The 23746-nt window shown below is 42.5% G+C and carries 24 protein-coding genes and 1 tRNA gene; 15 read left to right on the top strand and 10 right to left on the bottom strand.

Features of this window, described 5'->3' with window-relative positions; all coding sequences use genetic code 11:
• The first annotated feature begins 71 nt into the window (after positions 1-71).
• The 9 genes from glcD (at position 72) to HCR01_RS12100 (ending at position 8032) form a co-directional block, all read left to right on the top strand.
• Positions 72-1544, top strand: coding sequence for a glycolate oxidase subunit GlcD (gene glcD, locus HCR01_RS12140; RefSeq protein ID WP_193196428.1), 1473 nt, complete (start codon positions 72-74; stop codon positions 1542-1544).
• A 286-nt stretch (positions 1545-1830) separates the two neighbouring features.
• On the top strand, positions 1831-3066 hold the full coding sequence (locus HCR01_RS12135) for a glycoside hydrolase family 10 protein (protein ID WP_193196427.1): 1236 nt from the start codon (positions 1831-1833) through the stop codon (positions 3064-3066).
• On the top strand, positions 3066-3635 hold the full coding sequence (locus HCR01_RS12130) for a hypothetical protein (RefSeq protein WP_193196426.1): 570 nt from the start codon (positions 3066-3068) through the stop codon (positions 3633-3635). Before HCR01_RS12135 ends, HCR01_RS12130 begins: the two co-directional genes overlap by 1 nt.
• 375 nt (positions 3636-4010) lie before the next feature.
• On the top strand, positions 4011-6278 hold the full coding sequence (locus HCR01_RS12125) for a GAF domain-containing protein (protein WP_193196425.1): 2268 nt from the start codon (positions 4011-4013) through the stop codon (positions 6276-6278).
• A 60-nt stretch (positions 6279-6338) separates the two neighbouring features.
• Positions 6339-6410 (top strand) — tRNA-Lys (locus tag HCR01_RS12120).
• Positions 6411-6744: 334 nt separating this feature from the next.
• Entirely contained in the window at positions 6745-6969 is a 225-nt protein-coding gene (locus HCR01_RS12115) for an N-6 DNA methylase (protein ID WP_193196424.1), read from the top strand.
• A 107-nt stretch (positions 6970-7076) separates the two neighbouring features.
• Positions 7077-7304, top strand: coding sequence for a DUF2281 domain-containing protein (locus HCR01_RS12110; RefSeq protein WP_320073105.1), 228 nt, complete (start codon positions 7077-7079; stop codon positions 7302-7304).
• The gene (locus HCR01_RS12105; protein ID WP_193196423.1) at positions 7304-7456 is read left to right on the top strand and encodes a PIN domain nuclease; all 153 of its coding nucleotides are present in this window, start codon (positions 7304-7306) and stop codon (positions 7454-7456) included. Before HCR01_RS12110 ends, HCR01_RS12105 begins: the two co-directional genes overlap by 1 nt.
• Before the next feature lie 312 nt (positions 7457-7768).
• Positions 7769-8032 (top strand): DUF3146 family protein, encoded by a 264-nt coding sequence (locus tag HCR01_RS12100; RefSeq protein ID WP_191756390.1) that lies wholly within the window; start codon positions 7769-7771, stop codon positions 8030-8032.
• 2 nt (positions 8033-8034) lie between these two features.
• On the opposite strand, the gene HCR01_RS12095 is transcribed toward HCR01_RS12100, so the two are convergent.
• From HCR01_RS12095 to ntcA, 3 genes are all read right to left on the bottom strand, one after another.
• Positions 8035-8481, bottom strand: coding sequence for a pre-16S rRNA-processing nuclease YqgF (locus tag HCR01_RS12095; RefSeq protein ID WP_193196422.1), 447 nt, complete (start codon positions 8479-8481; stop codon positions 8035-8037).
• Between the two features lie 72 nt (positions 8482-8553).
• Positions 8554-10044: a DUF3084 domain-containing protein gene (locus HCR01_RS12090; RefSeq protein WP_193196421.1), complete on the bottom strand. Its 1491-nt coding sequence runs from the start codon at positions 10042-10044 to the stop codon at positions 8554-8556.
• Positions 10045-10211: 167 nt separating this feature from the next.
• Positions 10212-10883 (bottom strand): global nitrogen regulator NtcA, encoded by a 672-nt coding sequence (gene ntcA, locus HCR01_RS12085; protein ID WP_010998529.1) that lies wholly within the window; start codon positions 10881-10883, stop codon positions 10212-10214.
• Positions 10884-11262: 379 nt separating this feature from the next.
• On the opposite strand from ntcA, the gene fabI reads away from it, so the two are divergent.
• The 4 genes from fabI to HCR01_RS12065 all read left to right on the top strand — a co-directional run bounded on the left by fabI (position 11263) and on the right by HCR01_RS12065 (position 16431).
• On the top strand, positions 11263-12039 hold the full coding sequence (gene fabI / locus HCR01_RS12080) for an enoyl-ACP reductase FabI (RefSeq protein WP_193196420.1): 777 nt from the start codon (positions 11263-11265) through the stop codon (positions 12037-12039).
• Positions 12040-12126: 87 nt separating this feature from the next.
• A complete protein-coding gene (gene hisB, locus HCR01_RS12075) occupies positions 12127-12771 on the top strand; it encodes an imidazoleglycerol-phosphate dehydratase HisB (protein ID WP_193196419.1) in 645 nt (214 codons plus the stop codon).
• 251 nt (positions 12772-13022) lie between these two features.
• Positions 13023-13988 carry an ABC transporter ATP-binding protein gene (locus HCR01_RS12070; protein WP_193196418.1) on the top strand — a complete coding sequence of 322 codons (966 nt, stop codon included), beginning with the start codon at positions 13023-13025 and terminating at the stop codon, positions 13986-13988.
• A gap of 910 nt (positions 13989-14898) precedes the next feature.
• Positions 14899-16431 (top strand): SLBB domain-containing protein, encoded by a 1533-nt coding sequence (locus HCR01_RS12065; RefSeq protein ID WP_193196417.1) that lies wholly within the window; start codon positions 14899-14901, stop codon positions 16429-16431.
• A gap of 533 nt (positions 16432-16964) precedes the next feature.
• Here the strand turns inward: HCR01_RS12065 and HCR01_RS12060 are convergent.
• The 7 genes from HCR01_RS12060 to HCR01_RS12030 all read right to left on the bottom strand — a co-directional run bounded on the left by HCR01_RS12060 (position 16965) and on the right by HCR01_RS12030 (position 22760).
• Positions 16965-17321: a hypothetical protein gene (locus tag HCR01_RS12060; RefSeq protein WP_193196416.1), complete on the bottom strand. Its 357-nt coding sequence runs from the start codon at positions 17319-17321 to the stop codon at positions 16965-16967.
• Entirely contained in the window at positions 17318-17773 is a 456-nt protein-coding gene (locus HCR01_RS12055; RefSeq protein ID WP_193196415.1) for a hypothetical protein, read from the bottom strand. Before HCR01_RS12055 ends, HCR01_RS12060 begins: the two co-directional genes overlap by 4 nt.
• A gap of 253 nt (positions 17774-18026) precedes the next feature.
• The gene (locus HCR01_RS12050) at positions 18027-18170 is read right to left on the bottom strand and encodes a hypothetical protein (RefSeq protein WP_193196414.1); all 144 of its coding nucleotides are present in this window, start codon (positions 18168-18170) and stop codon (positions 18027-18029) included.
• A gap of 3 nt (positions 18171-18173) precedes the next feature.
• Complete coding sequence (locus HCR01_RS12045) at positions 18174-18764, bottom strand: hypothetical protein (protein ID WP_193196413.1); 591 nt, start codon at positions 18762-18764, stop codon at positions 18174-18176.
• Between the two features lie 107 nt (positions 18765-18871).
• Positions 18872-19720, bottom strand: coding sequence for a hypothetical protein (locus HCR01_RS12040; protein WP_193196412.1), 849 nt, complete (start codon positions 19718-19720; stop codon positions 18872-18874).
• A 2-nt stretch (positions 19721-19722) separates the two neighbouring features.
• Entirely contained in the window at positions 19723-22449 is a 2727-nt protein-coding gene (locus tag HCR01_RS12035; RefSeq protein ID WP_193196411.1) for a hypothetical protein, read from the bottom strand.
• A 5-nt stretch (positions 22450-22454) separates the two neighbouring features.
• On the bottom strand, positions 22455-22760 hold the full coding sequence (locus HCR01_RS12030) for a glucose-6-phosphate dehydrogenase (protein WP_193196410.1): 306 nt from the start codon (positions 22758-22760) through the stop codon (positions 22455-22457).
• 216 nt (positions 22761-22976) lie between these two features.
• Between HCR01_RS12030 and HCR01_RS12025 the strand changes: the two genes are divergently transcribed.
• Together HCR01_RS12025 and HCR01_RS12020 are read left to right on the top strand one after the other, a co-directional pair.
• Positions 22977-23552, top strand: a complete 576-nt coding sequence (locus tag HCR01_RS12025) for a tyrosine-type recombinase/integrase (RefSeq protein ID WP_193196409.1) — start codon at positions 22977-22979, stop codon at positions 23550-23552.
• Between the two features lie 3 nt (positions 23553-23555).
• Positions 23556-23714 carry a hypothetical protein gene (locus HCR01_RS12020; protein ID WP_193196408.1) on the top strand — a complete coding sequence of 53 codons (159 nt, stop codon included), beginning with the start codon at positions 23556-23558 and terminating at the stop codon, positions 23712-23714.
• Positions 23715-23746: the final 32 nt, after the last annotated feature.

Genomic DNA, 23746 nt, shown 5'->3' with positions numbered 1-23746 from the left:
TTAGATTTATCTGAGAAAATAATTTCAATATTAAGCAACCTGTAAATATTTACCTTTAACAGTGAAAAAATATGCTTACCCAAGATAAAAAACAAATCAACTGGAAACCCATTATCAAAGCATTTGAGGCAGCGTTAGGTAAAAATGGCGTGGTGCAACGTCGTGAAGAACTTATTACTTATGAGTGCGATGGTTTAACTGCCTATCGTCAACGTCCCGCTGTGGTGGTGTTGCCTAGAACTACAGAACAAGTTGCCGCTGCGGTGAAGGTATGTAACCAATATTCTATCCCCTTCATAGCACGCGGTTCTGGTACAGGTTTATCTGGTGGCGCTTTACCGTTGGAATATTCTGTTTTGATTGTTACTTCATTAATGCGGCAAATCCTTAGTATAGATTTGGGAAATCAGCGAGCAGTTGTGCAACCTGGGGTGATTAATAGTTGGGTGACACAAGCTGTTAGTGGTGCTGGTTTTTACTATGCTCCCGATCCCTCTAGTCAAATTATCTGCTCTATTGGGGGTAACATTGCTGAAAACTCTGGTGGAGTGCATTGTTTGAAGTATGGTGTCACCACTAACCACGTTTTGGGATTAAAAATTGTCACGCCTGAAGGAGAAATTATTGACTTGGGGGGAAAAATCCCAGAAATGCCTGGTTATGATTTAACGGGTGTGTTTGTTGGTTCTGAAGGCACTTTAGGTATTGCCACAGAAATTACTCTACGAATTCTTAAAAGTGCAGAATCAATTTGTGTGCTATTGGCAGATTTTACCAGCGTTGAAGCTGCTGGAGCCAGTGTTTCTGATATTATCAGCGCCGGGATTATTCCTGGTGGGATGGAAATGATGGATAACATCAGCATCAACGCGGTTGAAGATGTTGTAGCAACTAATTGTTATCCCCGCGATGCGACTGCTATCTTACTAGTAGAAATCGATGGTTTAGAAATTGAAGTTGCAGAAAATAAGAAGCGGATTAGCGAAATTTGTAAAAAGAATGGTGCGCGTAACGTCACCACTGCTAATGACCCAGAAACCAGATTAAAATTGTGGAAAGGTCGCAAAGCTGCCTTTGCCGCCGCTGGACATTTAAGTCCAGATTATTATGTCCAAGATGGTGTGATTCCTCGTACTCAATTGCCTTATGTTCTTCAAGAAATTGAGGCATTAAGTCAAAAGTATGGTTATCAAATTGCAAATGTATTTCACGCTGGCGATGGGAATCTCCACCCGCTTATTCTTTTTGATAATTCCGTGCCTGGAGCATTAGAAAAGGTAGAGGAAGTTGGGGGAGAAATTCTTAAACTTTGTGTAAAAGTTGGTGGCAGTATTTCTGGTGAACATGGTATTGGTGCTGATAAAAAATGTTATATGCCAGATATGTTTAGTAAGGCTGATTTAGAAACTATGCAATGGGTGCGTCAAGTGTTTAATCCTCAAGGGTTAGCAAATCCTGATAAGATATTTCCGACACCGCGCACTTGTGGTGAAGCAGCAAACGCATCAAGTATCAAGCAGTTTGAAGGCGTAGACCAATTTTAGTTTTCCGCCAAAGTACAAATACTAACTTATAGCCTAAAAGCCTGCTTTAGACAGGCTTATTTTGCCTTCGGATATATGCACTTGTTGCGTCTTTACCGCTGTTGGTAATCTTTGGAATTGGAAGAAGTGAACAGATTTTAATTTTGCATCAAAGTATAAAGATATAAAGTCTTAATTAGGTCTTCGTCACCTGGCTGTAAAATCAGCATCCCTTTATATAATCCGGAGGGTTATAACTTTATTTTGTAGTTATATCTATTCTGATCGCACTAGGTTACACTTACAGATGAATCGGGTTGCTCGCCGTTGGTTTTATTACTTGCTGTGTTTGGGATTAGTCGTCAGTTTAACAATATTTTCACTCTATTCACCTCCCGTTTATTCGCAAAAAGCAACCGTAACTACTGAAATTCGCGGCGTTTGGATCACTAATGTTGCTAGTGGAGTATTATTTGTTCCTTGGGGTATTAACCGTGCTTTAAATCAACTATCGGCACTCAACTTTAATACAGTTTATCCTGTAGTTTGGAACCGAGGACAGACTTTTTACAAAAGCGCTGTATCCAAAAAGTTTACAGGTTCAGATATTCAACCTTTCCTCAAATTAATGCATGGTGGACGGGATACTTTAGCAACATTGGTAAAACTTTCTAAAACTAAAGGTTTAAGTATTATCCCTTGGTTTGAATACGGGTTTATGACGCCGCATAATTCACAATTGGCAAAGCGTTATCCCGACTGGCTAACAATTGGTCGAGAAGGGATGTATATCCAAGACAACCTTCCAGAAGAAATCGACAACGGCTTAGTTACTAAGCAAGCTTGGCTGAATCCTTTACATCCAGAAGTTCAAAACTTTATCCAAGCACTAATTGTGGAAGTGGTCAAGAATTACGATGTAGATGGCATTCAACTTGATGATCATTTTGGAATGCCAGTACAGTTCGGCTATGACCCCTTCACTATCGATCTCTACCAGCAAGAACATCAAGGCAAAAGTCCCCCAAGTAACCCTTTTAACTCAGAATGGATGCGTTGGCGAGCAGACAAAATTACTGATTTTATGGCAGAAATCTATCAAGCTGTAAAGGCAGTTAAACCTAACGCCAGAATATCTCTGTCTCCCAATTATCAAGCTTTTGCCTACAAATATTATTTGCAAGATTGGGAAAGTTGGGTGAAAAAAGGTTTAGTTAATGAATTGATTTTACAGGTATATCGAAATGATCAAAGTAGTTTTATCGCTCAATTAAAACAACCAGCAGTAGAATTTGCTCGTAGTCAAATTCCTGTAGGAATTGGTATATCAACAGGAACACCGCGTAATCCTGTAGAAATCGCACAAGTTAGAAAACAGGTGCAAGCAGTGCGCGATCGCAATTTTAACGGTGTATCCTTTTTCTACTGGGAAAGTTTATGGGGTTACATTACACCTGAATCACCGCAACAGCGACGCAAAGTTTTTCTTAAAATGTTTGATGCCAAAGCTGTCAGACCTTCATTACCACTAGAGAGAGTTTGATGCCATTAGCGCCTGGAGATACAAGATTTAGCTTTGCATTGCTGTGGACTTTCGCTACTTTTGGTGGTTTTTTACTGAGTTTGTTGTTAATTGAAGTTGGCGAAAAGCCAGATATTGGAGTGGTAGAAGCTGCTATCGGCGGATTTGCGATCGCACTTCCTCAAGGCTGTCTGCTCAAACAACCTATTTTCTGTGTCCGGTGGGTTTTGTCAAGCCTTTTAGGCTGGGCTGTGATCACTGCTACTGGTATTGGTGGTATGGGATGGATTGTACCTAGCACTCAGCTTCTACCCCTGAGACTCCTGCATGGGGTAATTTATGGGACAATTGGCGGCTTTGGAATTGGACTAGCACAATGGTTAGCAATTCCCCAGCCATTTCCTTGGGCATGGCGATGGATATTCGTCAGTTCAGCAAGTTGGGCGGTTGCTCTACCTCTAGGTTCTTTTGTCGGGAGCGTCTTGCGTCACCTGACGCAGTTATTCTTAGGCGAAGTTATGGGATTAGCTATCACCTGGCTTGTAGTTGGTATCCTCACAGGAATTGATGCTCATAAATTGCGATCGTGAGTCATCAATAACTCTGACCAAGTTGCGGCTCAATCCTCAGCACTTGTTAATCGTATATTAATAATTATGAAATTTTATGAAGATAATGATCGACTGTGTTTAGGTATATGCAACAATCCAAAGATATTATTAACAAAAAGTTTTTTCAGTAACTTTGCGCTAACCTGCAAATGTATTTTCGCCTTCAAAAAGCAGGATTTGTTAAGCTGACTCCTTTTAGCTTTCCTAGATTTCTGATAAGAAGTAGAGAAAGATCCAACTTTTAATGAGCAACGGCTGACAATTCTTTGCTTCAGGCGCTAAGGAGCATTTTCTACAAGCATAATTACATGTGAGCGCCTAGAAGAGTCAGTAATACCAGACAGGGACTCTCGCATGACTATAAATCCAGCTGAATCAACCCTAGAGTTGACACAACTATCACCTCCTCAGATTCTTTTCGGCACAGAAGTAAATAACAAAACAAGTAGTGAGCAATTTCTACTGAGCATGTACGATTCTGTGCAAGCATCCATATTTGTAGTGGATGTTCTGGAGGATGGAGATTTTCGATATGTGGCACTCAATCCCACCCATGAGCGGTGGCTAGGCATTCGCTCAGAGGAGCTTCGAGGCAAGAAACCAGAGGATATTCTCTCCCCAGTCGATGCTGCTAGAGTGCGTCAGCATTATGTTGATTGTGTGCGCTTTGGCAAAACCATTTCCTACGAGCAATGCTTGCAATTCCAAGGAATTCCCACTTGGTGGAGTACGACTTTGACTCCGTTGCGGAATGCTAATTCTAGGATTTATCGAATAATTGGCACGAGTAGTAATATCACTCCAGCTAAGCAAGCCGAACAAGCCGGAGGGCTTCAAGCCGAGCGAGATCAATTACTAGAAGCGATCGCCGGGCGGATTCATCAATCTGTAGAATTAGAGACAATTCTCCATCAGACAACAAAGGAAGTCAGGCAGTTTCTAGAGAGCGATCGCGTACTAATTTATCGCCTAGAGTCTGATGGTAGTGGAGTAGTTATTGCAGAATCAACGGTAGTTGCAACTGGTTCACTGTTGGGAAAAACCATTACCGATCCCTGCTTGAGTGGTAAATATCGAGAACACCATAACCGGGGTTGCATTCAAGTTGTCGAGGATATCTATGCAGCAGGACTGCACCCTTGCCAAATAGACTTACTCGCCTCTTTACAGGTCAGAGCTAATCTAGTTGTGCCAATTTTCTTAGGGCAAAATGTCTGGGGGCTATTCATTGCTCAGCATTGTCGTGAAACACATCAATGGCAGCAAACAGAAATTGACCTACTTAAGCAGCTAGCAACCCAAATTGGCATTGCTGTTCATCAGGCAGAACTTCATCAGCAAATTAAGGATTTCAAAGCACAGTTGGAGTTGCACAAACAGAAGCATATAGCTCAGTTGCAACAGGTGCAGGACTTTGAAGCCCTAGTGCGACGCATGACAGAACAAATCCGCGACAGTCTAGATGAAAGTCAGGTGTTGCACACAGTTACTCAAGAATTGGCACAGTTACTAAACCTTGACCGTTGCCAAATCGAACTCTACGACACTTGCCACACACTGGTAACTATTGCCTACGAACACACTACTACCCTACCTCAGTGCCAGGGATTGACCCGACAGATTGCAGACTCGCCTGAAGTCTATCAACCACTGTTGCAAAAACAACCCTTGCAATTTTTGGAAATTGTTCCTGGATGGCAACCAAAGTTAGTTGTAAGCGCACAAATGGCTTGTCCAATTTTCGATACTCAAGGGATTTTAGGAAATATTTGGCTGATCAGAGCAACTCAAGAGGCGTTTGAGGAATTTGAAATTGGGTTAGTGCAGCAGGTAGCAAATGAATGCGCGATCGCCATTCGCCAAGCCCAGCTTTACGAAAAAAATCAGGCACAGGTGAGAGAATTAGAAAAACGCGATCGCCTCAAAATCGAATTTCTCAGAACCTTGTCCCAAGAACTGCGGACACCAATAACTAGCATCAGTCTCGCAGCCCAAACTCTCGAAAGTGTCCTCACACCTGAAGAAATCTCAGATATAGAGATAGTTCCCCAACTCTTGCAAATTCTACATAACGAGTGCGGACGAGAAAACAAGTTAATTAACGATCTGCTGACACTCACATATCTAGAAGCCGAACCCGAACCCCCAACTTTGATTGCCATTGACTTACAAAGTTGGCTTCACCCCATTGTCGAATCATTTCGTGACCTGACAATCTGCCAGCGACAGCATTTAAACCTGACTGTTGAAACTGCACTCCCGCCTTTAGAGACAGATATTACTGACTTAGAGCGAATTGTCAGTGAATTGTTAAACCATGCTTGTAAATACACCCCAGCAGATGAATCAATTACGGTGTCTGCTTACCAGACAAGGAAAACAGTAGAGTTTAGTATCAGCAATTCTGGAGTAGAGATTACCACCGATGAACTTTCTCGTATTTTCGAGCCGTTTTATCACCTTTCTAAAAATGATCCCTGGAAATATAGTGGTACTGGGCTAGAACTAGCGTTAGTGCAGAAAATGGTCAGACATTTAGGCGGCGCAATTGATGTAGAGAGTACAGCCGATCAAACTACCTTCACTGTTAAATTTCCCAGAGCAATTTCACCGTCTATTTGAGTAGTTTACAGCTGATTGCTAGCAAATACGACAGAAATGTGCTAAGATCATCTTTGCTGTGGGTGACTAGCTCAACGGTAGAGCAGTAGACTCTTAATCTATTGGTTGCGGGTTCAAATCCCTCGTCACCCACTTTTTAAGTATTTTTGTACATTAATTAATGATTTGTTACTGTTCACAGATTAGTATCATTTTCACTAATTAATATCACTGTTAATATATTAATGTCACGTTAGAGAACTAGACTATAGCTTCTCTAGAATATTACTCCACCTATATCTCACTTTTAGGTGATTACAATGCCCTAAAAGAAACTGCTTAGAGTGCGATCATGAGATACCCATTTCAGCAGCTTTAGTGCGAAGACTATCTAAGCTGACACCACTGGCTTCTAACAATTCAAAATCACTGTTGAGCATTTTGAACTAGCGAATGTTGTCTTCTAATTGGTAGTGCGATCGCTAAAATGAAGAATATTTTGGCGCAGGAAGGGATTAAGGCGGTTGCTGAGGTCTATCGCAATTGGAAAACGCGAGAGAAGCTGAGTAAAGTTGTTAAGTTAGAAGAGTTGAGGGAAGCGGATTATAATCTTAGTCCGTCGCAGTTTGTGGATATTAGCGATAAAGTTGTGCATCGTGCGATCGCTGATATTTTGACATATTTGGCGATAGCAAGACAAGAAAGGGAATGAGCGGATAAAGATTTAGCTGAGGTGCTTTATCGTTTGACATTTTAGATTTTAAATTGGTTTTTTCAGGAGGATAGGATAATGACTCAAGCAATTGATAAGAACAAATAGTGATTGATGAATTTAAAAAGTTATCTCCTGAGAAGCAGCAAGAGGTATTAAATTTTATTGAATTTTTGCAGTTTAAGGAGATACAAAAGCAGCAGACGCTTCAGGATAAAGAGAAAGAAAAACAAATTTCATTTTTAGAAGCTGCTAAGAAGTTTATTGGATGTGTTGATGGAGGCCCTGGAGATTTAGCTACCAATAAAAAGTATCTAGAAAGATACAGTAGGTAATGAAGCAAAATATCATTATTGATACTGGCCCCTTAGTTGCTTTAATTAACAGTCGAGAACAACATCATAGTTGGGCTATTAAAGAAGTCACTAATCTAGCTTACCCTTTCTTTACTTGCGAAGCAGTAATTAGTGAGAGTGATTATTGCTGATGAAATATGAGATGGGTAAGGACAGTAAAGGCTCTAAATATATATTTAACTCTGGGGTGAAGTTTTAGGCTAGCCAATCTTTTATAATCAGGTATCAAAGTTTCTTAGCCAAGACCAGGTTTGTTTTCTAACATTCACCCTTCTCAGCTTGCGTAGACTGGCTTTGTTCATATAACCGCGATTTCAGCCGTTTGGCTTATCTAATCAACTACAAATACTCATTTTGTCAGTTTGTCTATTTATGCTATGTCTGGTAAATAAAATAAATAGCCTACATGGTCGGCTGTTATTCTACACTTGACACAAAGCATTGTGAGTGCTAAACGTCTGCCAGAAACTATTGCCCATGTCAGAATTACCCGCCAATCTTGGCAACACGGCTTCCTTGAGGGCGAAGTGAGTGCAGGTGACTTTGAGTGGCATTTCCAATGGCATTTTCGCCGGGGAGAACTTTCCGTTAAGCCTTCCCAAGGCCGTGCCTTAATTAAAGAACCCCTCGGTCGCTTCTTGGAGAAACAAGATTACCAGCTAGAGCCTGGAGGAGACTATGCTTTTACTATTCGGGCTGAGCTTTAGGATTAGCTGTTAACTGATTCAGTTAGGCGATTTAAGTATCTTTCGATCAAGAGAATGGCAACAATGTCGTCTATTGGGCGTGGTGGCTGTCGCATACTCTGTGGCAATAGCTTTGTTAGTCCTTTGGGCGGGTACATCTGCCAATAGCGATCGCGTGCTTCTAAAGTTGTATAGCGCTCATCTACTAAAATAATATTCAGCGGTTCGGCTAATTCCTGATATATTCGCTGTTTCCACTGCTTGGCTGTGGTTTGGTCGCCCATGACCATCAAGGAGATGGGAAACTTTTGACGCAGTGTCTCAATGGTAGGGATCGCTTCTTTTGCAGGTACAACTTGATGATAGTGGAGTTGCCGATCCAGTCCCATCACTGCTAAACCACACTTATCTCGACCTGGATCAAAGCCCAAGATGACTGGTTGTGTTGGCGAAAATTCACGGAAAGTCATATAAAATTAGCTGAGATCCTAACTAATAATAGTGTGTAAACATTTTTAATATCACGCTGAATTTTTAATTTTTTAAGTACTAAAAATAACTTGTCCGTTGACTATTGCCACTAGTTTTACTCTCAACGGCCCGGCTGTATAAGTATTGCCTGCTGCGATCGCTTTGATTTCCAATGGTTGCTGGTATTGCCCCAGTTGGCTAACAAAGCGCAAGAAAGTACCTTCTATTTGCACACTTTCTACAATTCCGGCATTACGCGCCCGAAATTGAGAAGCAGAAATCAACAAATCTAGCCGCTGTCTCAGTTGATAAGATGTCATGGTTTTAGGATCAGCAGTAGTTGTAGCTAATATCTCGCCTCCCGAAAACACTAGTTCATTTCGCGCAGTATCAGCAAAAAATTCTATCTGCTTTTCTCCTCTAACGTAATTGCCAGCGGAAAAAATTCGCATTACATATTCCCGACCATCCTGAATTTGCTTGCTCAATAGCTCTACCCTCTCCTCGGTAACACGTAGTAGCTCTACATTTCCAGGATTTGCACCAGGCTCACTTAATTCGAGGTTGGCATTTCGGTTAGCTTCTTGTAAAAGTCGGATTACAGCCTCACGGGCTGCGGTAGCTTGATTAACTCGAACTACGGCAGCCGCAAGAACTTGACCGCGAACTATAGCCAGCTTACCCAGACGCAGATCGCGGTATGACTGATAATATTTTTCTAGCCTGGCGACTTCTTCTTCTAGATAGTCTTGTTGTTTCTCTAATTCTCGAAGGCGAGATTCTCGTTTGGCAATAACTTGCTCTCGCGCTGCAACTTCTAAATTACGTTTTTGAATCAGTTGATCCAGTTGGACAATTTTTTGATCGCGCTGTGCAATGGCTTGTTGACGATTGGCAAGTTCGCGATCGCGTTTTTGAATGGCTGTTTTGGCTTCGTCAATCGCTTTTTTAGCTTCAGCGTACAGTCGTTGCCTTTCTGCTTTGAGTTGTTCAACTGCCGCTTGCAGTTCTTTTCTTTGATCGTAAAGGCTTTGCAGCTCAGCTATAGCTTGTTTATATTGAGTTACCACCTGACCCAGCTGGCTTTGAGTGCGTTGGAGTTGAGCTTGGGTTTGAGCTTGTTGGCTAATAGTACGGTTCAGTTGTGCTTGAGTTTCCCTTTGTTTAGCATTTGCCGCTTGCAAGGATTTATTAATTGCTTGCAGTTCTTGCTGTGCTTTTGCTTGTTCAATTTTTGCTTGGTTTAACTCAGTCTCTACTTGGCTTCTCTGAATTTCTGCGGTTTTTAGCTGCTCCCGCTTTTGCCTAAGATCTCTTTGAATATCCTCTAACTCAAAGACTCCCTTTCGCAATCCTTCGTCGGCAGCGAATAAAATTCCCAAGGTTGATGCTGAAATCAAACCGCCCGTAAAAATAGTTACCAGTACCGCAGTGTTTTTCGGACGTAGGTTAAATAGTGAGAGGCGTGCCTTGCCAACTCGTGTGCCAATTCGATCGCCCACGGTTGCAATTACGCCTCCCAAAATTAAAATCGCTGCGATTAGGATGTACCCGGTGGTCATCTTCAGCTACCAAAACGCTTCCAGATACAGCCTACTACTTTCAACCATTTTCTGTGGGGGAGCCAAAATTGGCAATAGCTGAAGTTACTCAATTTTTAGATTTACCTCCAATTGTTGGTGTTATTTCTAAAAACACAACATGCACCACATATATCCCCCAATTGCTTTTAAGTAAATTGCCGACTCAACGTAACAGGTTTATGCACAGTAATCTTCTTCTTGTGGATAGAAATCATCTTTTTCTCACGCAAATCTCCCAGTAACCTAGTGACGGTAACGCGAGTAGAACCAATTGCTTCAGCGATCGCCTGATGAGATAGTTTCAGATCAATTGTGATCCCATCTGCACAAGGAACACCAAAATCACGACAAAGAATTAATAAAAAACTCACCAACCTAGAACCCATATCTCGGTGAGCAAGAGTTTCAATCATCATCTCTGTCTGTAAAATCCGCGAAGAAAGACCCCGCAGCATTAACATAGATAATTCTGGGTTTTCCTTGAGAGCTTGCTCAACCTGTTCAATTGGCGCCGACAACAATTCTACAGGGGTAAATGCAACCGCATGGTAAAACCTATCTGACTTATTTCCCGTCAACAATGACAACACACCAAAAACACTATTTTCCCGCAGCAGTGCTACCGTTATTTCTTCTCCTGCCTCGTATACCCTGGAAAGTTTCACAGCACCCTTGAGAAGAAAATAAACTCGTTCGGCAGGATCGCCGGGAAAAAAGATCGTTTTGTTGCGTTCAAACGTTTCCACAACTGGCGGAAACGCCCCGGTCGCCATCTGACGAAATACATTTGCTAGGGCTTTATCTTGTGTCACGATCATCTCCCTTCCCCTACCCAATGCCGGAAAAACAAAAACCAATTACCTAAGAATACACCTGAAAAATCAATAAAACACCGTCAACCTTTCTGTACTTTCCTATACTCCAACTTATTGCTTCATAACTCTTTGTTTATAATGATACATAATAGTTGAACGTTTGAGCTAGTAATTGTTGATAACTAGTTACATCTAGATGTATTAAAAAGGTTTTTTGAAGAACAATTTAAGGTATCTTGAGAATATCTTAAGAAATAAACAAGAATTTTCTGACTACAAAAACTCTTTCCAATATTCATTTTTACAAATAGTGTGCAAAACAAAGACAAAGTAGCCTCAGATTCTAGTATGCTCCTAGTGATTGATCGCATTCACAATTTTTATGCTTAATCTAACTGGAAAAAATGCCCTTGTTACAGGTATTGCCAATAACCGCTCGATCGCCTGGGGTATTGCCCAACAATTACACAAAGCAGGAGCCAACCTGGGTATTACTTACCTACCAGATGAACGCGGCAAAATGGAGAAAAAAGTTGCAGAATTAGTAGAACCCCTCAACCCCAGCTTATTTCTTCCCTGCAATGTCCAAAATGACGAACAGATTCAGTCTACTTTTGAGACAATCCGCGATCAGTGGGGAAAGTTAGACATCCTCATTCATTGCCTAGCTTTTGCCAGCAAAGACGATTTGACTGGAGATTTTAGTCAAACCTCTCGTTCTGGCTTCAACACAGCTCTAGAAATCAGCACCTACTCGCTTGTGCAACTAAGTGGCGCAGCTAAACCGTTGATGACAGAAGGAGGTAGTATCGTCACCCTCACATATTTGGGTGGTGTCAGGGCAGTCCCTAACTATAACGTCATGGGAGTTGCTAAAGCAGGGTTGGAGGCAAGTGTACGTTACTTGGCATCTGAACTTGGTTCACACAATATCCGCGTGAATGCCATCTCTGCCGGTCCCATCCGCACTTTGGCATCTTCGGCAGTTGGCGGCATCTTAGATATGATTCATCACGTGGAGCAAGTAGCTCCCCTACGACGCACTGTGACTCAGCTAGAAGTGGGTAATGCTGCGGCTTTTTTATGTAGTGATTTGTCCAGCGGAATCACCGGACAAGTCCTTTATGTAGATGCAGGATATGAAATTATGGGAATGTAATACGATTTGAGAATAGGGCATAGGGCATTGAGTATTAGTAAAGTTCTTGCCCATTCCCCATTCCCCATTCCCCATTCCCCATTCCCCATGCAAATTAGCGACCGCCAAGTTAATTCTTTAAACTACGACCAGTCAACTAGAGCTTCTCGGATTGCCACTGTTCACCGCACCACTGGTGAAACCGATGTACAAGTTACCATCAATTTAGATGGTAGAGGAACCTGCAAAGCAGCAACAGGTGTTCCATTCTTGGATCATATGTTGCATCAAATTGCCTCTCACGGACTAATTGACTTGGATGTCCAAGCCAAAGGAGACTGGGAAATTGATGACCACCACACTAATGAAGATGTAGGCATTACCTTGGGACAAGCTTTAAATCAAGCACTAGATGATAAAAAAGGTATTGTCCGCTTCGGTAATTTTCTCGCGCCCCTGGATGAAGCTTTAGTTCAGGTAGCGCTAGACTTTTCTGGGCGCCCTCACCTCAGCTATGGCTTGCAAATTCCTACCCAGCGTGTGGGAACCTATGATACCCAACTGACACGCGAATTTTTTGTAGCGCTGGTGAACCATAGCCAAATGACACTGCACATTCGGCAATTGGATGGCATTAATTCCCATCACATCATTGAGGCTACCTTTAAGGCGTTTGCAAGAGCAATGCGGATAGCTGTAGAAATCGATCCTCGTCGTGCCAGTACGATTCCCAGTTCCAAAGGCGTTTTATGAAGAAGATGTGGAAAGTGGGAGCAGGGAGGAAGTTGCAGCAAGTCTTTCTCCTCCGCACCTTTGCCTCTTGATCCTTGACTCTTGACCCCTGTTTACCTTTCTCTAAAACTAGTTATAATTACTTAGTAAAATTGATATTTTTAGTGTCAATTAGCTACTCAGTTTGCGATAATTGACAGACTAGGCAGTGATGGTTATTATCAGCCTACTGAGTAACTTGCAATCAATACCAAGTAGGTAATTAAAACGAGATGAAGTCTGTTGCAGACGACGCTGATTCTCAACTGAATATTAAAGATACTCCGCCAGTAGTCCTAACTTCTGAGTTGCGAAAAGTTTATCGCACTGGCTTTTGGCTGAATCAAAAAGTCATATCTCTCAAAAGCTGTTCTTTAAAAGTTTACAAAGGGGAAACATTTGGGTTGTTGGGGCCAAATGGTGCTGGTAAAACCACTCTTTTAAAATTGCTGCTGGGTATTATTCGTCCCACCTCTGGACAAGGATTATTGTTGGGTAAGTCTTTAGGCGATCGCAGCATTAAGCAACACATCGGCTATCTGCCAGAAAACCCCTATTTGTATGACTATCTCACAGGCTGGGAATTTTTACAGCTAGCAGCTGGGCTATTCCAAATCCCCAAAAAGGTGCAACGCCAGCGCATTCCGCAACTGCTGGAATTAGTGGGTTTATCTCAAGCCGATGCTCAAAAAAAGCAGATTCGCCGCTACTCTAAGGGAATGTTACAGCGTGTCGGTATGGCGCAGGCACTAATTAACGAACCAAAATTGGTCTTTTTAGATGAACCAATGTCTGGCCTTGATCCGGTGGGACGTTATCAAATGCGGGAAATTATCCTGGCGTTAAAAGCCGATGGTAAGACAATTTTTTTTAACAGCCACATTCTCAGTGAAGTAGAGCAGATTTGCGATCGCATTGCTATCCTTGCTCAAGGTGAATTAATTTGCTCCGGTTCCCTCAATGAACTCCTAGGCTTAAAAAGCATATATCACGTCAAAGGTCAAGGTGGTGATTGGGAAATTCTCAAGAAATGGATACCTAGTCTGGTATTCGAGCCGGATGGTTCTTGGCAAGGTACACTACAAGATAACTACTATGATTTTCTTGCCAGTCTTCGTCTCATGGAAGGACAAATTATTGCGATGAAATTGTCTCGTCACTCCCTAGAAGAATTTTTTATCCAACAGATCCAAAAATAAAATAGCTCATCTAATATCAAATTGTCAGCGGTTCCCATGTGTATGAAGTACATATCAAAACCTCACCCTAACCCCTCTCCTTGCTAAAGAGTCGCGGGTCTCCAAATGCTTTTCCCCCAACTACTTGAGCGTGTATTCTGATTGGATTTTCCACCACCTTCTTCTCCCCACAACTCCTTCCCTTATTACTTTACTTGGACTTGTGTGTACACCGTAGCCTTAAAAAGGAGAGGGGAGATAAAGCACAGCTTTAGCGGGGTGAGGTTAAGCTGTACCCCAATAGATTAGGAAACGCTGTATTTTTTCAAAAGCTAACTAAGTATAAAAAAGGCTTGCGACAAAGCTTTTTATGTGTGTCTTCGTTACAAAGTACTCTAGCGTACTCCTACTCTTAAGCAAGCTAAGCAAAGCGTGTTGTAGAGAAGCAGGGCGTAGTCCCAGAGCGAATTACTATAAATAGTCTTGTTGTCAAATAGTTTTCTGTTTTAAAATACAGGTTGTTCAATCTATACTTCCTTATTTCACATGTAAATTTAATTAATGGTGTTAATAAGAATTTTGCCGAGAATAACTACTCATAGCGTATTTGAAATTACCGTTAATTTATCAGAATATTGATTTAGCTTAGAAGTTTTTGTTTACAGGTATATGGTTACACAATAGACCGTTTGTTATGTAAACTAAATTTCTTTGCGTAAGTCCTATATTCCTTCGGGGCTGCTATATTCAGGCTAGTTGAACTTTAAGTTAACTTCACTAAAAATTCAAATTCAATCGATAACTTTACTCCGGAAAATTACACTTTTCTAGGAAAATAAGAGTGTCGGGGAACTTGAATAATTAAGTATAGTCAAAATAAAAATGTTTAGACAGTACTTTACCAATAGTAGTCTCAGAGTCTCAGGTAAATATGCTTAACACAGGTTTGTTGAAATTCCTCACCCAGCCAGCTGCGGGTGTGGCCTTGTTAGCGGCTGTCAATGTCGCTGTGCCATCTGCCAGCCTAGCTCAGGGACAACCAGTATTACCCACTACGCAAATAACACCACTTACGCAAATAACACCAATAACACCCACTAGACAAACATCACCTACTACACAAACATCACCTAGTGTACCAATAGATACCAATTACTCATTGGGAGGCGGCGATCGCATCCGTGTAAATGTATTTGAAGTCCCCGAATATACAGGTGAATATCAAATTCCTCCAGGTGGAGCGATTAACCTACCTTTAATTGGTAGTGTACCTGTTCTGGGGCTAACAACCGAACAAGCTTCCGATGAAATCGCCAGAAGATACTCTCGCTTTCTCAAACGTCCTCTGATTTCAATCAACTTACTATCGCCTCGTCCCATAAATGTTTTCGTTGCCGGAGAGGTAACACGCCCAGGGGCTTACACTCTAAGTTTAAGCGGCGGCGCAGGGGACAATCCAGGCGTACAATATCCAACTGTTTTAGCTGCACTCACCACAGCACAGGGGACACTTGGTAGTGCGGATATGACTCAGGTGCAGTTGCGGCGCAAAGTAGGACGTGGCCCAGAGCAAGTAGTCACACTTAATTTGGAAGAACTCGTCCAAACAGGTAGATTAACACAGGATATTACCTTGCGGGATGGAGACACTATAGTCGTGCCAACAGCAACCACATTTGACTTGGCAAGAGCACGCAATTTATCTGCCGCTAATTTTGCCGCTAGCCAAACCACACCGCGCACGGTCGCCATCGTAGGGGAAGTCAACCGTCCTGGCTCGTATCTTGTGACTACAGGTAGCACGGAAGGAGGGAACGCCACTACTACAGGCACTAGTCAGCCAACTGGTAGCGGACAGCCAACTATAACGCGAGCAATTCAACTAGCTGGAGGAATTACGCCACAAGCAAATGTTCGTAATATTATCCTCCGCCGACCCACCAGAAGCGGCTCAGAACAAACTTTAGATATCAATCTTTGGCAACTCTTGGAGAGTGGTGATATCAATCAAGATTTGATTGTGCAAGACGGAGATACGATTTTTATTCCTACGGCAACTGAGATTAACCCAGCAGAAGCCACCCAGTTAGCTACTACTACTTTATCTCCTGGACGCATTCAAGTTGGTGTGGTAGGTGAAGTTAAAAGGCCGGGAGCTGTAGATATTCAGCCTAATAGCTCTTTAAATCAAGCACTACTCGCTGCGGGTGGATTCAACGATGCTAGAGCTAGCAGGGCTGTTGTAGATTTGGTCAGGCTCAATCCCAATGGTTCTGTGACTAAACGTCAAGTAAAAGTGGATTTCTCCCAAGGAATTAATGAGGAAACTAATCCCATACTTCGCAATAATGACGTTGTGCTAGTTAGCCGCTCTGGCATAGCCAAGACCAGTGATACCTTAAGCACCATAGCAGGGCCTCTAGGCACGATCATAAATATTCTCAGGTTTGTTACTGGTATTTAGATAGAACTGCAAACTGGGGACGCTAATCTATCCTCCTCGTCCCCAGATTTCTCTAAAAGTGCATTTGACCAACAAAGTTACACTTTATTAATAACTAATACACTAATTGCTAATTACACAGTCTCAACTTCGAGGCTGACTTATAAAAATTTGCCAAAACAAACAGGAAAATCACAGAAACTCTACATATCTATGCTTCTTATTGAAGCTTCAAAGCCTAGAACTAAAACCGCCATAATCCCACAGCGAAAAGACAACCAATGGGTGAGATAGAGGTTTTTGTAGCATTTGTGCAGCACCGAAGTTTTAACTTTCAGCAAGTCACTATAGATAACAACTGGTTGTGTAAGTAAAATTTATGACAAAAGTACTCCTTGCCAGCCTGTGATCAAGGTGCTTTAATAGCGATCGCATTGCGCCATAATGTCCTGCATGTATAAGACGTACAAGATGCACAGCGACTTGTCATCAGACATCGCTACTAGTGTTCATAAAATCACAGACTCAAAACATTAGACTGAATCCCCAGTGAGTTATTCCTGGCTGTCCCTCTTGCGTAGTACTTCTGTATTAGCAATCCCATATGCAATTAAATAAGCTTTGATTTCTTGTAACACTCGGTCTTGGTCATTGAGTTGATGCTCAACTTCATCAAAACAGTAAGTAATGTTCTTGGAAATGTCTTGCTGGTTGCGAACAAGATGGTTGAAATCACGTTCTTCATTTACCGCTTTTTCAGCGACAGCTTTCGCCTGTTGGATAGCCTGTTGCCTTTCTAAAGCAGCTTGCTGTTTTTCAAACTTTACTTTATTAATCCACCAAGCGATCCAGCCTGATGTAGCACCCACGAAAGCTAGTAAAAAGCTGGCTATATCAACATCGAATTTCATTGTATTTCTAGCGCTATTTTTATCGCCGTCACATCATCTTCTAGCGTTGTTGTGTCTATTCCTTCATATTGATAAATAGCAATGTTGGCATTAATGAACCATTTTGGAACTTGAAGTGATACGAAATAATTAATATTTAAATCGCTAAAAAATATTAAATTAAACTTACCTAAAAACAAGCTTTCAGTCTCACCCACGAAACTTGCGCCCAAGCCAGTTGTTAAGCTACGACGCAAGTACCCTGCATACTTCCAAATCTTGCCTACAGGAACAGTAGTAACGACAGACACAGCAATGATGGGTTTATCAAATACTACGGGAATATTTATTTCAGTTATCCTTTCATAAATTGGATTCCCTGCCGAGTCATTTAAATAAGTTACAGCAGGGAAAGAATTACTATATTGCAAAGCCCAATTACTTTCTATCCCTAGCTGCAAATTCCTGCTCACTTACACCCCTCGGTACATCATTAACTCAACATGATCAAAAAATTCACCCACAATTTCCAAAGGGTCTTTTACCCCATGTAATTGCAGATTGTCGCAGTAGTCAGCTAACGAGATTCGATTCTCTAACCATTAGACCTCTTGCATAAATGCTTAAATTGTCATGTTGAGCGGAGCGAAACATCTCGGATATTCTTTCCTCCACATATGTTCTGGTCAAAATGACACTAATAATTTTCGGACTTTTGCAAGAGATCTATTCTCTAGCTGCTTTGTTGCACCCAATCATCCCAGCGAATTCTTCATCACTGGCATCAACATCAATTTCCACAGCAAGTAAATCAATGTCATCGCCAGGAACCCAAAGAAACCCTTCCCTCTGAGCTATCGGGCTATACATGGATTAAATCCCTTCTGGAGTGAATTTGTAGGATTTTTTGACTGTAGAAGTGCTGGCATTTTTCCAAGCATTTGCACCATTGGCTTTGGTTTTAATATCCGCAGCAGCTGTATCAAAATCCTCCGCCATCGTCTTGCCGCCAAAAGGCATTGATACCGTATCAGTTGTTGGCTTTTGGTAAGTAGACCCAGTAATCCGGGATACTCTTTTCACAAAAGAGTCTTTGTTGGTAAAGCTAAGTTTTGCAAACTTGTATCTAGGGTTTGTGAGAATTACAGGGGTAGTTCCTGTTGCAGTAGCGAAAAATTGCCCACCCAATGCAGTACGAAGTGCGTTAGCTACGTCAGCCCCAACCGCAGAACCTTGTGTTGCGTTTAAAATCTTAGACGTTTCTATGTATGTGACAATCGTGCCTGTGGAATTAAAGGGGATAATAAAACCCGTTGCTAGGACTGGCTTTGCCCTACCAGTAGAAATACCCGGAATTGCATCGTATAAAGCTTGCTTCTGTTCTGGGGTCTTTGCTCTCCAAGCTTTGTAAGCATCATATCTAGCTTTTTGGCTTTCATACCTTTCTAACGCTCTAAAGCCCATATTGAATACCCGATTACTGAGATGTTTTTTTACAATATAGGTTGGTTTTTACCGTTATTCTTTGTGGTGAAACCTAATAGGTTTCGGCCTAATTTCCCCAACAAGTTTTACAGCCACTTTACTAGCGACTGATTTCTAAGGGTGGTATCAATCAGAAATACTGGGGATATCAAATTTCCCAATGAGATATAAGCGTATCTAAACCGGAGTACCGCTACGGGTCTGTAGCGCCTGTTATTTCGTTGTGTTCCTAAGATGGTAGTCTTGCCAGCTGTTGCAGTGGTAGTACTGGCTTTATCCGGGTCGTTAAGGACAATATGACTATCACCCCGGTAAGGTACGTCGATTGCGTTACACATTTTTGAATATATATTCACCGCATCAGTTTTGGCATTGACTAACAGATAATTTCCTTTAGCAAATCCGTTGTCTGGGTCGGTGTAGCTTGCTGATTTATTCCCAGTGGTATACGTAATTCCTTTTTTATTATCCAAGAACAAAGTTTTTATTTCATTGGCAATTGCTGTCATATCTACTTTAGTAATAGCAGGTTTTGTTCCTTCACTTGAGCATGAAAATTTCATCAGCCTGCAACTTTTTTCATGTTCAAGCAATGGCTCATTTGTTGGTTGTGCCGCTCCGTCTTGTGAGAAATATAAAAATAGCTGAGGATGTCCGGCGACGGGGGGAGCAGTATCAAATTTACTCCCATAAACAACCGCGAGATTTTTACGGCTATACCCAATCACGTCAAAAAACAAACTACGACGCATATTCATCATTGCGTCATTATCGTTATCATCAATTCTGCACGCTAATTTCAGTGACGCTCTTGGTGATGTTAAATCACCATTACCTTCTACATCTCTAAAGTACCTATCCACCCGTCGATTAAATTCAATTTTATAAGTCTGCTGAAGGTGTTCAAATGGACTAAAATTGTCTGGCAGGGGCATTGTTAGTCTTCTCCATCGAACAAGTCTAAGAAGTCAAATGGATTTGGTTGCGAATTAGTTTTACTCTGAATTTCTTTGGCTTTTAATTCATCTGGTTCAGGTACAGTTGAAGCTTTATTTGCAGGCTTATCATCTTCTTTAACTGCCTTAACAAATTCTGTTGATGCTGTTGTTAATTCAGTTGTTGCATTAATGATATCCAATGGCGCTTGTGTCACCATCTGTATGGTGCTTGCTCCATTTTGCAAGCCTTCCAGAAATTGCGTGACGCGATTAAATTTCGGCTGTGGATTCATCCAGCCGTAAGCACTTTCTAAAATTACCCCGCCCTTCTTTAAGGCATTTCCTATCTTTCCTGTATAGGCTGCTATCAATTCAGAAGCTTGTAAAATAGTTTGGGACAGGTTCAAAAAGCTATTCAGAACATTAGTTGTTGCCTGATAAATTCGATTAGCTTTGGCCCAAGCTGCTGTTAATTCTTGATAATTTTCGGCTCCGATCGCTCCTTTGATTAAATTTTCAATGCCAGTAGATATCACACTACCTATATCAAAACTAGAGCCATCTTCTTTTTTCAAGCCGATAAGTGTCAGCACATTGTTAATAATGCCTAAGAAAGTTTGTCCAATATCATTACTAAGCATTAAACCATTATGTATTGTGGCTCCAAGAATCAAAATATTTAGTACTCTATCGAGATGCATCCAATCAGCAAATCGTGATAGCTTGCCCGCCAAGCCGCCGGGTAATTGATCACCAATTTTATTATCGATAGTGGTAAGTAATGCAAGTTGTGCGGCATTACTACCAAGGTTTAATGCATCAAGTTTGCTACCAAGTTCATCAATTTTTGTAGCGTTACCTTTAGCAGCGTCTTCAGCTTTTTTAATAGGAGCGCCTAAACATCCACCTGGCTGGGCAATTTCGCATACTGCGCCCTGTATATCGTCTTTATTGGCTGCACGTATATCAGGGGACTTTGCTATATCAGAGGGTATTTTGTTTATGAGTGTGGTGATCGCGGCGATCGCTGCACCTAGCCTAGTAACTTCATCATTTAGATCTTTTATCTTTTTGTCATCGTCTGCTGATTTTGCTTGTTCTGAAGTTTTTGGCTGGAATTGAGACTGTACTTTAGGTGTGGGGCTTTGTGCATCATTGAAGGGTACAGGTTTTACGGGTTCTGGAGACGGTGATGGTGTGCGTCCTAAGTCAGTGTATATCGTGGTTGAGCCACTGCTGCGCGTCCTAGGTACAGCCACATCTTCTGGTTCAGCAAAAGGTCGTGGGTCAGGCAATAATCGCCCGGTGTCTGGTAATCCCATCCCTAATCCTTGCGGTGTGGTATTCGGATTCGGGACACGGCGTGGTTCTGGGTAGGCATGTGGTATCCATCCTGGGGTATCGCCGCGCGGTGAAGGGTTGATTGTATTGCCGCCGCCAACACCAATTGCTGGTAACGGACGTACACTGCTGCCACCTGGTACACCGCTAGCTACCCCTGATTCTTGATTAGCTGGATGTTGTACCGATGCTGGTGTCCTAGTATCAACAATAGGAGCGGGCGCGGGGTTGAGATTATTGTCTATGCCACTCAAGAGGGTAACGTTAATATTGCGTAAATCACCCACTGTGTACCTAGGAGCCCAGCCACCACCAGTAAAGATAGTATTTGGATTACCTGAGATATCCCGTGCCTTGACAAAAAGCACGGGTACTCCAGTTTCGTTGTAATTATTTGTTACGTCTATTGCCTCAATTGGGCCGTATACATTTTGATCATTGATGGCATAAATCTGATATGGTTGACCATCTAAGTATTGAGTTGCGTTCGCTTTCACCCAATATCTAGCACCTACTGCCTGTCCTCCTAAAAATGGGTACTTACCGACAACAGGATCTATTGGTGGCACTGCTGATGATATGGGTACGCGCCCGAATATGAAATCATTAATTTTAGAGGCAATAAATCCACCCACAAGCGCCCCAACAGCACCACCAACAGGCCCACCATAAAAACTACCGACAGCCCAACCCGCCGTACCAAGTCCGCTGGTAATCAATGCAGAACCAGCAGCTTGTCCTACTGGCTGGCCTTGAATTACTCTGCTGCCAAAATCGGCAACGGCGAATACACCAGGAACAGCAAGCCTTCCCGCTGCTTGCGGTAAAGAACGCGGTAGCACCGCCGCGACTGCTGCTACTCCCCCTGCTGTTGCTGTAGCCGTGGGGATTGCTTCTTTGAGCGCGGCTGGTGCTGGTGTAGCAGTAGGCTCCACAAGACTGGATGCTCTAGCAGAGGTGTTATTGAGTGTTGGTGGAGGAGAAGCAGTAGAAGGCGTTGTTGGTGTGGTGGATTTGTTCGGCTTATACAAGTAATCGTACCCTAATGCATTTTCGCCCCCTGTTGGCTGAGGTTTGTACATAGATGGATACTTCTCTGCCATCTGGTTGCGCCATGCCTGTTGGCGTTGGGCAAGGTCAGCTTCTCTTTGTGCTTGGGCTTCTCGTTGCGGCCTGCCTAATTCGCGTTGTCTTGCCAGTTCTTCCCTTGCTGTCGCGAGTTGTGCTGCTGTGGTTTTTTCCGCTGAGCCTGCTATATTGGCAAGTTCTGGTAATGGCAGATTTAAGGGAACTGCTGGCGGCGGAGTGCGATTATTCAATCCCTGATACAAATCGGCATTAGCATAATCGAGTGAGATGAATTGCCTGGGATTGATATCACTCATGATTGCTAATTGGCTTTGAAATTCGCAGGGATAGCTGTGGTACTGAGTTCTTGGACAAACGTCCAAGGCTTGCCAGAGCCATTTGTCCAGTCCGCGCTGACCGCCAGCGACAAACGAATAATTTCTCGTGTTTTAACGTCAGCCGGAATCCAGAATCTACCCCACTGGGCGGCTCTCTCCGTATAAGAAACACCTTCAATAACCATCAGAGCAGGATTAACATTTGCCAGTAAGTTACCTGTCCAGCTATGCAGTTTCTCGACTGTATTAATTTGTGAAGGGATGTCAGTCGCTAGGTTTATTGCTGTCATATCTTTGGGGATTTTTAAATAGTTACTCTCCCGTTTTATTCACTGCATAAAAATATGTAAATGTACCAGTTTTATGTAAATTCGGAACAATCACTGAGGTGCTAAAAGCATTGATACGCCTAGGATTGAGCCAAGTTTTACTAATAACTAAAATTAAAAATGTTCCGATTTTACCACTGCAATTGGTTAAACCGGAACATCCAAACTTGAAAGAGAATGAAAAATAACCGCAATGGGAAGGCGGCTATTTTATCTGACATGGACTATTCTAAAATCCGCAAGCAGATAAAAAGCCAAAAATATAAACTGCTTTTAGACTTGGCTTGGTATACCGGGGAACGCTGGGGGGCATTGGTTCAGCTGCGAACTGAGGATGTCTACCAGAGCAATGGTTTACCGCATGACTGCATTACTTTCCGCGCACGCACTCGCAAGGCCGCGCCGGATGGTACGCGCCAAACTCGCCAAGTCCCAGTACATTCTGTTCTACTGGAGTCTTTGCGGGCATACAAACCCGATTCTTTATGGCTGTTTCCCTGCCGTGAGGGGAACGAGCCAATTACTGTACGTTGGGCGGATAAAATTTTACGTGCAGCTGTGGAACGAGCTGGTTTGGATGCCTTGGGCATAAGTACCCACAGCACCCGCCGGAGCTTTATCACTAAGCTCCATCGCAAGGGAATAGACCTTTACACGATTCAATCGATTACTGGACATCGTGACCTGAAGGCACTTGGCCACTATGTGGAAATTGACGGGGACAGAATCAAAGGCGCGATCGCAACCCTATAACCTATGCCTGACCTCTACTTACGAATCGAAATCTTCTACAGAAAACTCCAAGCTGGTGACTTCGATCACCCCGCAGATTTGGCTAAGGCGCTAGAGGCATTGGCTGATCAGGCTTGGGATGAAATAGACGAGCTGTACCAACCATCGCTACGTATTCCGTGACAACGCAGCTTCTTGAGAATATCCTGAATTGA

It is taken from the genome of Nostoc sp. MG11 (assembly GCF_014904695.1).
Lineage (GTDB): Bacteria > Cyanobacteriota > Cyanobacteriia > Cyanobacteriales > Nostocaceae > Komarekiella.
This window is presented reverse-complemented; position numbering and strand designations above follow the sequence as displayed.

Excerpts from the sequence above, each read along its gene's own strand:
- HCR01_RS12130 (WP_193196426.1), top strand. The coding sequence starts at position 3,066 with ATGCCATTAGCGCCTGGAGATACAAGATTTAGCTTTGCATTGCTGTGG.
- HCR01_RS12020 (WP_193196408.1), top strand. The coding sequence starts at position 23,556 with ATGCCTGACCTCTACTTACGAATCGAAATCTTCTACAGAAAACTCCAA.
- hisB (WP_193196419.1), top strand. The coding sequence starts at position 12,127 with ATGCAAATTAGCGACCGCCAAGTTAATTCTTTAAACTACGACCAGTCA.
- HCR01_RS12135 (WP_193196427.1), top strand. The coding sequence starts at position 1,831 with ATGAATCGGGTTGCTCGCCGTTGGTTTTATTACTTGCTGTGTTTGGGA.
- HCR01_RS12065 (WP_193196417.1), top strand. The coding sequence starts at position 14,899 with ATGCTTAACACAGGTTTGTTGAAATTCCTCACCCAGCCAGCTGCGGGT.
- ntcA (WP_010998529.1), bottom strand. The coding sequence starts at position 10,883 with ATGATCGTGACACAAGATAAAGCCCTAGCAAATGTATTTCGTCAGATG.
- HCR01_RS12025 (WP_193196409.1), top strand. The coding sequence starts at position 22,977 with ATGAAAAATAACCGCAATGGGAAGGCGGCTATTTTATCTGACATGGAC.
- HCR01_RS12060 (WP_193196416.1), bottom strand. The coding sequence starts at position 17,321 with ATGAAATTCGATGTTGATATAGCCAGCTTTTTACTAGCTTTCGTGGGT.
- HCR01_RS12035 (WP_193196411.1), bottom strand. The coding sequence starts at position 22,449 with ATGAGTGATATCAATCCCAGGCAATTCATCTCACTCGATTATGCTAAT.
- fabI (WP_193196420.1), top strand. The coding sequence starts at position 11,263 with ATGCTTAATCTAACTGGAAAAAATGCCCTTGTTACAGGTATTGCCAAT.
- HCR01_RS12090 (WP_193196421.1), bottom strand. The coding sequence starts at position 10,044 with ATGACCACCGGGTACATCCTAATCGCAGCGATTTTAATTTTGGGAGGC.
- HCR01_RS12115 (WP_193196424.1), top strand. The coding sequence starts at position 6,745 with ATGAAGAATATTTTGGCGCAGGAAGGGATTAAGGCGGTTGCTGAGGTC.
- HCR01_RS12105 (WP_193196423.1), top strand. The coding sequence starts at position 7,304 with ATGAAGCAAAATATCATTATTGATACTGGCCCCTTAGTTGCTTTAATT.
- HCR01_RS12045 (WP_193196413.1), bottom strand. The coding sequence starts at position 18,764 with ATGGGCTTTAGAGCGTTAGAAAGGTATGAAAGCCAAAAAGCTAGATAT.
- HCR01_RS12125 (WP_193196425.1), top strand. The coding sequence starts at position 4,011 with ATGACTATAAATCCAGCTGAATCAACCCTAGAGTTGACACAACTATCA.
- glcD (WP_193196428.1), top strand. The coding sequence starts at position 72 with ATGCTTACCCAAGATAAAAAACAAATCAACTGGAAACCCATTATCAAA.
- HCR01_RS12095 (WP_193196422.1), bottom strand. The coding sequence starts at position 8,481 with ATGACTTTCCGTGAATTTTCGCCAACACAACCAGTCATCTTGGGCTTT.
- HCR01_RS12050 (WP_193196414.1), bottom strand. The coding sequence starts at position 18,170 with ATGTATAGCCCGATAGCTCAGAGGGAAGGGTTTCTTTGGGTTCCTGGC.
- HCR01_RS12030 (WP_193196410.1), bottom strand. The coding sequence starts at position 22,760 with ATGACAGCAATAAACCTAGCGACTGACATCCCTTCACAAATTAATACA.
- HCR01_RS12070 (WP_193196418.1), top strand. The coding sequence starts at position 13,023 with ATGAAGTCTGTTGCAGACGACGCTGATTCTCAACTGAATATTAAAGAT.
- HCR01_RS12040 (WP_193196412.1), bottom strand. The coding sequence starts at position 19,720 with ATGCCCCTGCCAGACAATTTTAGTCCATTTGAACACCTTCAGCAGACT.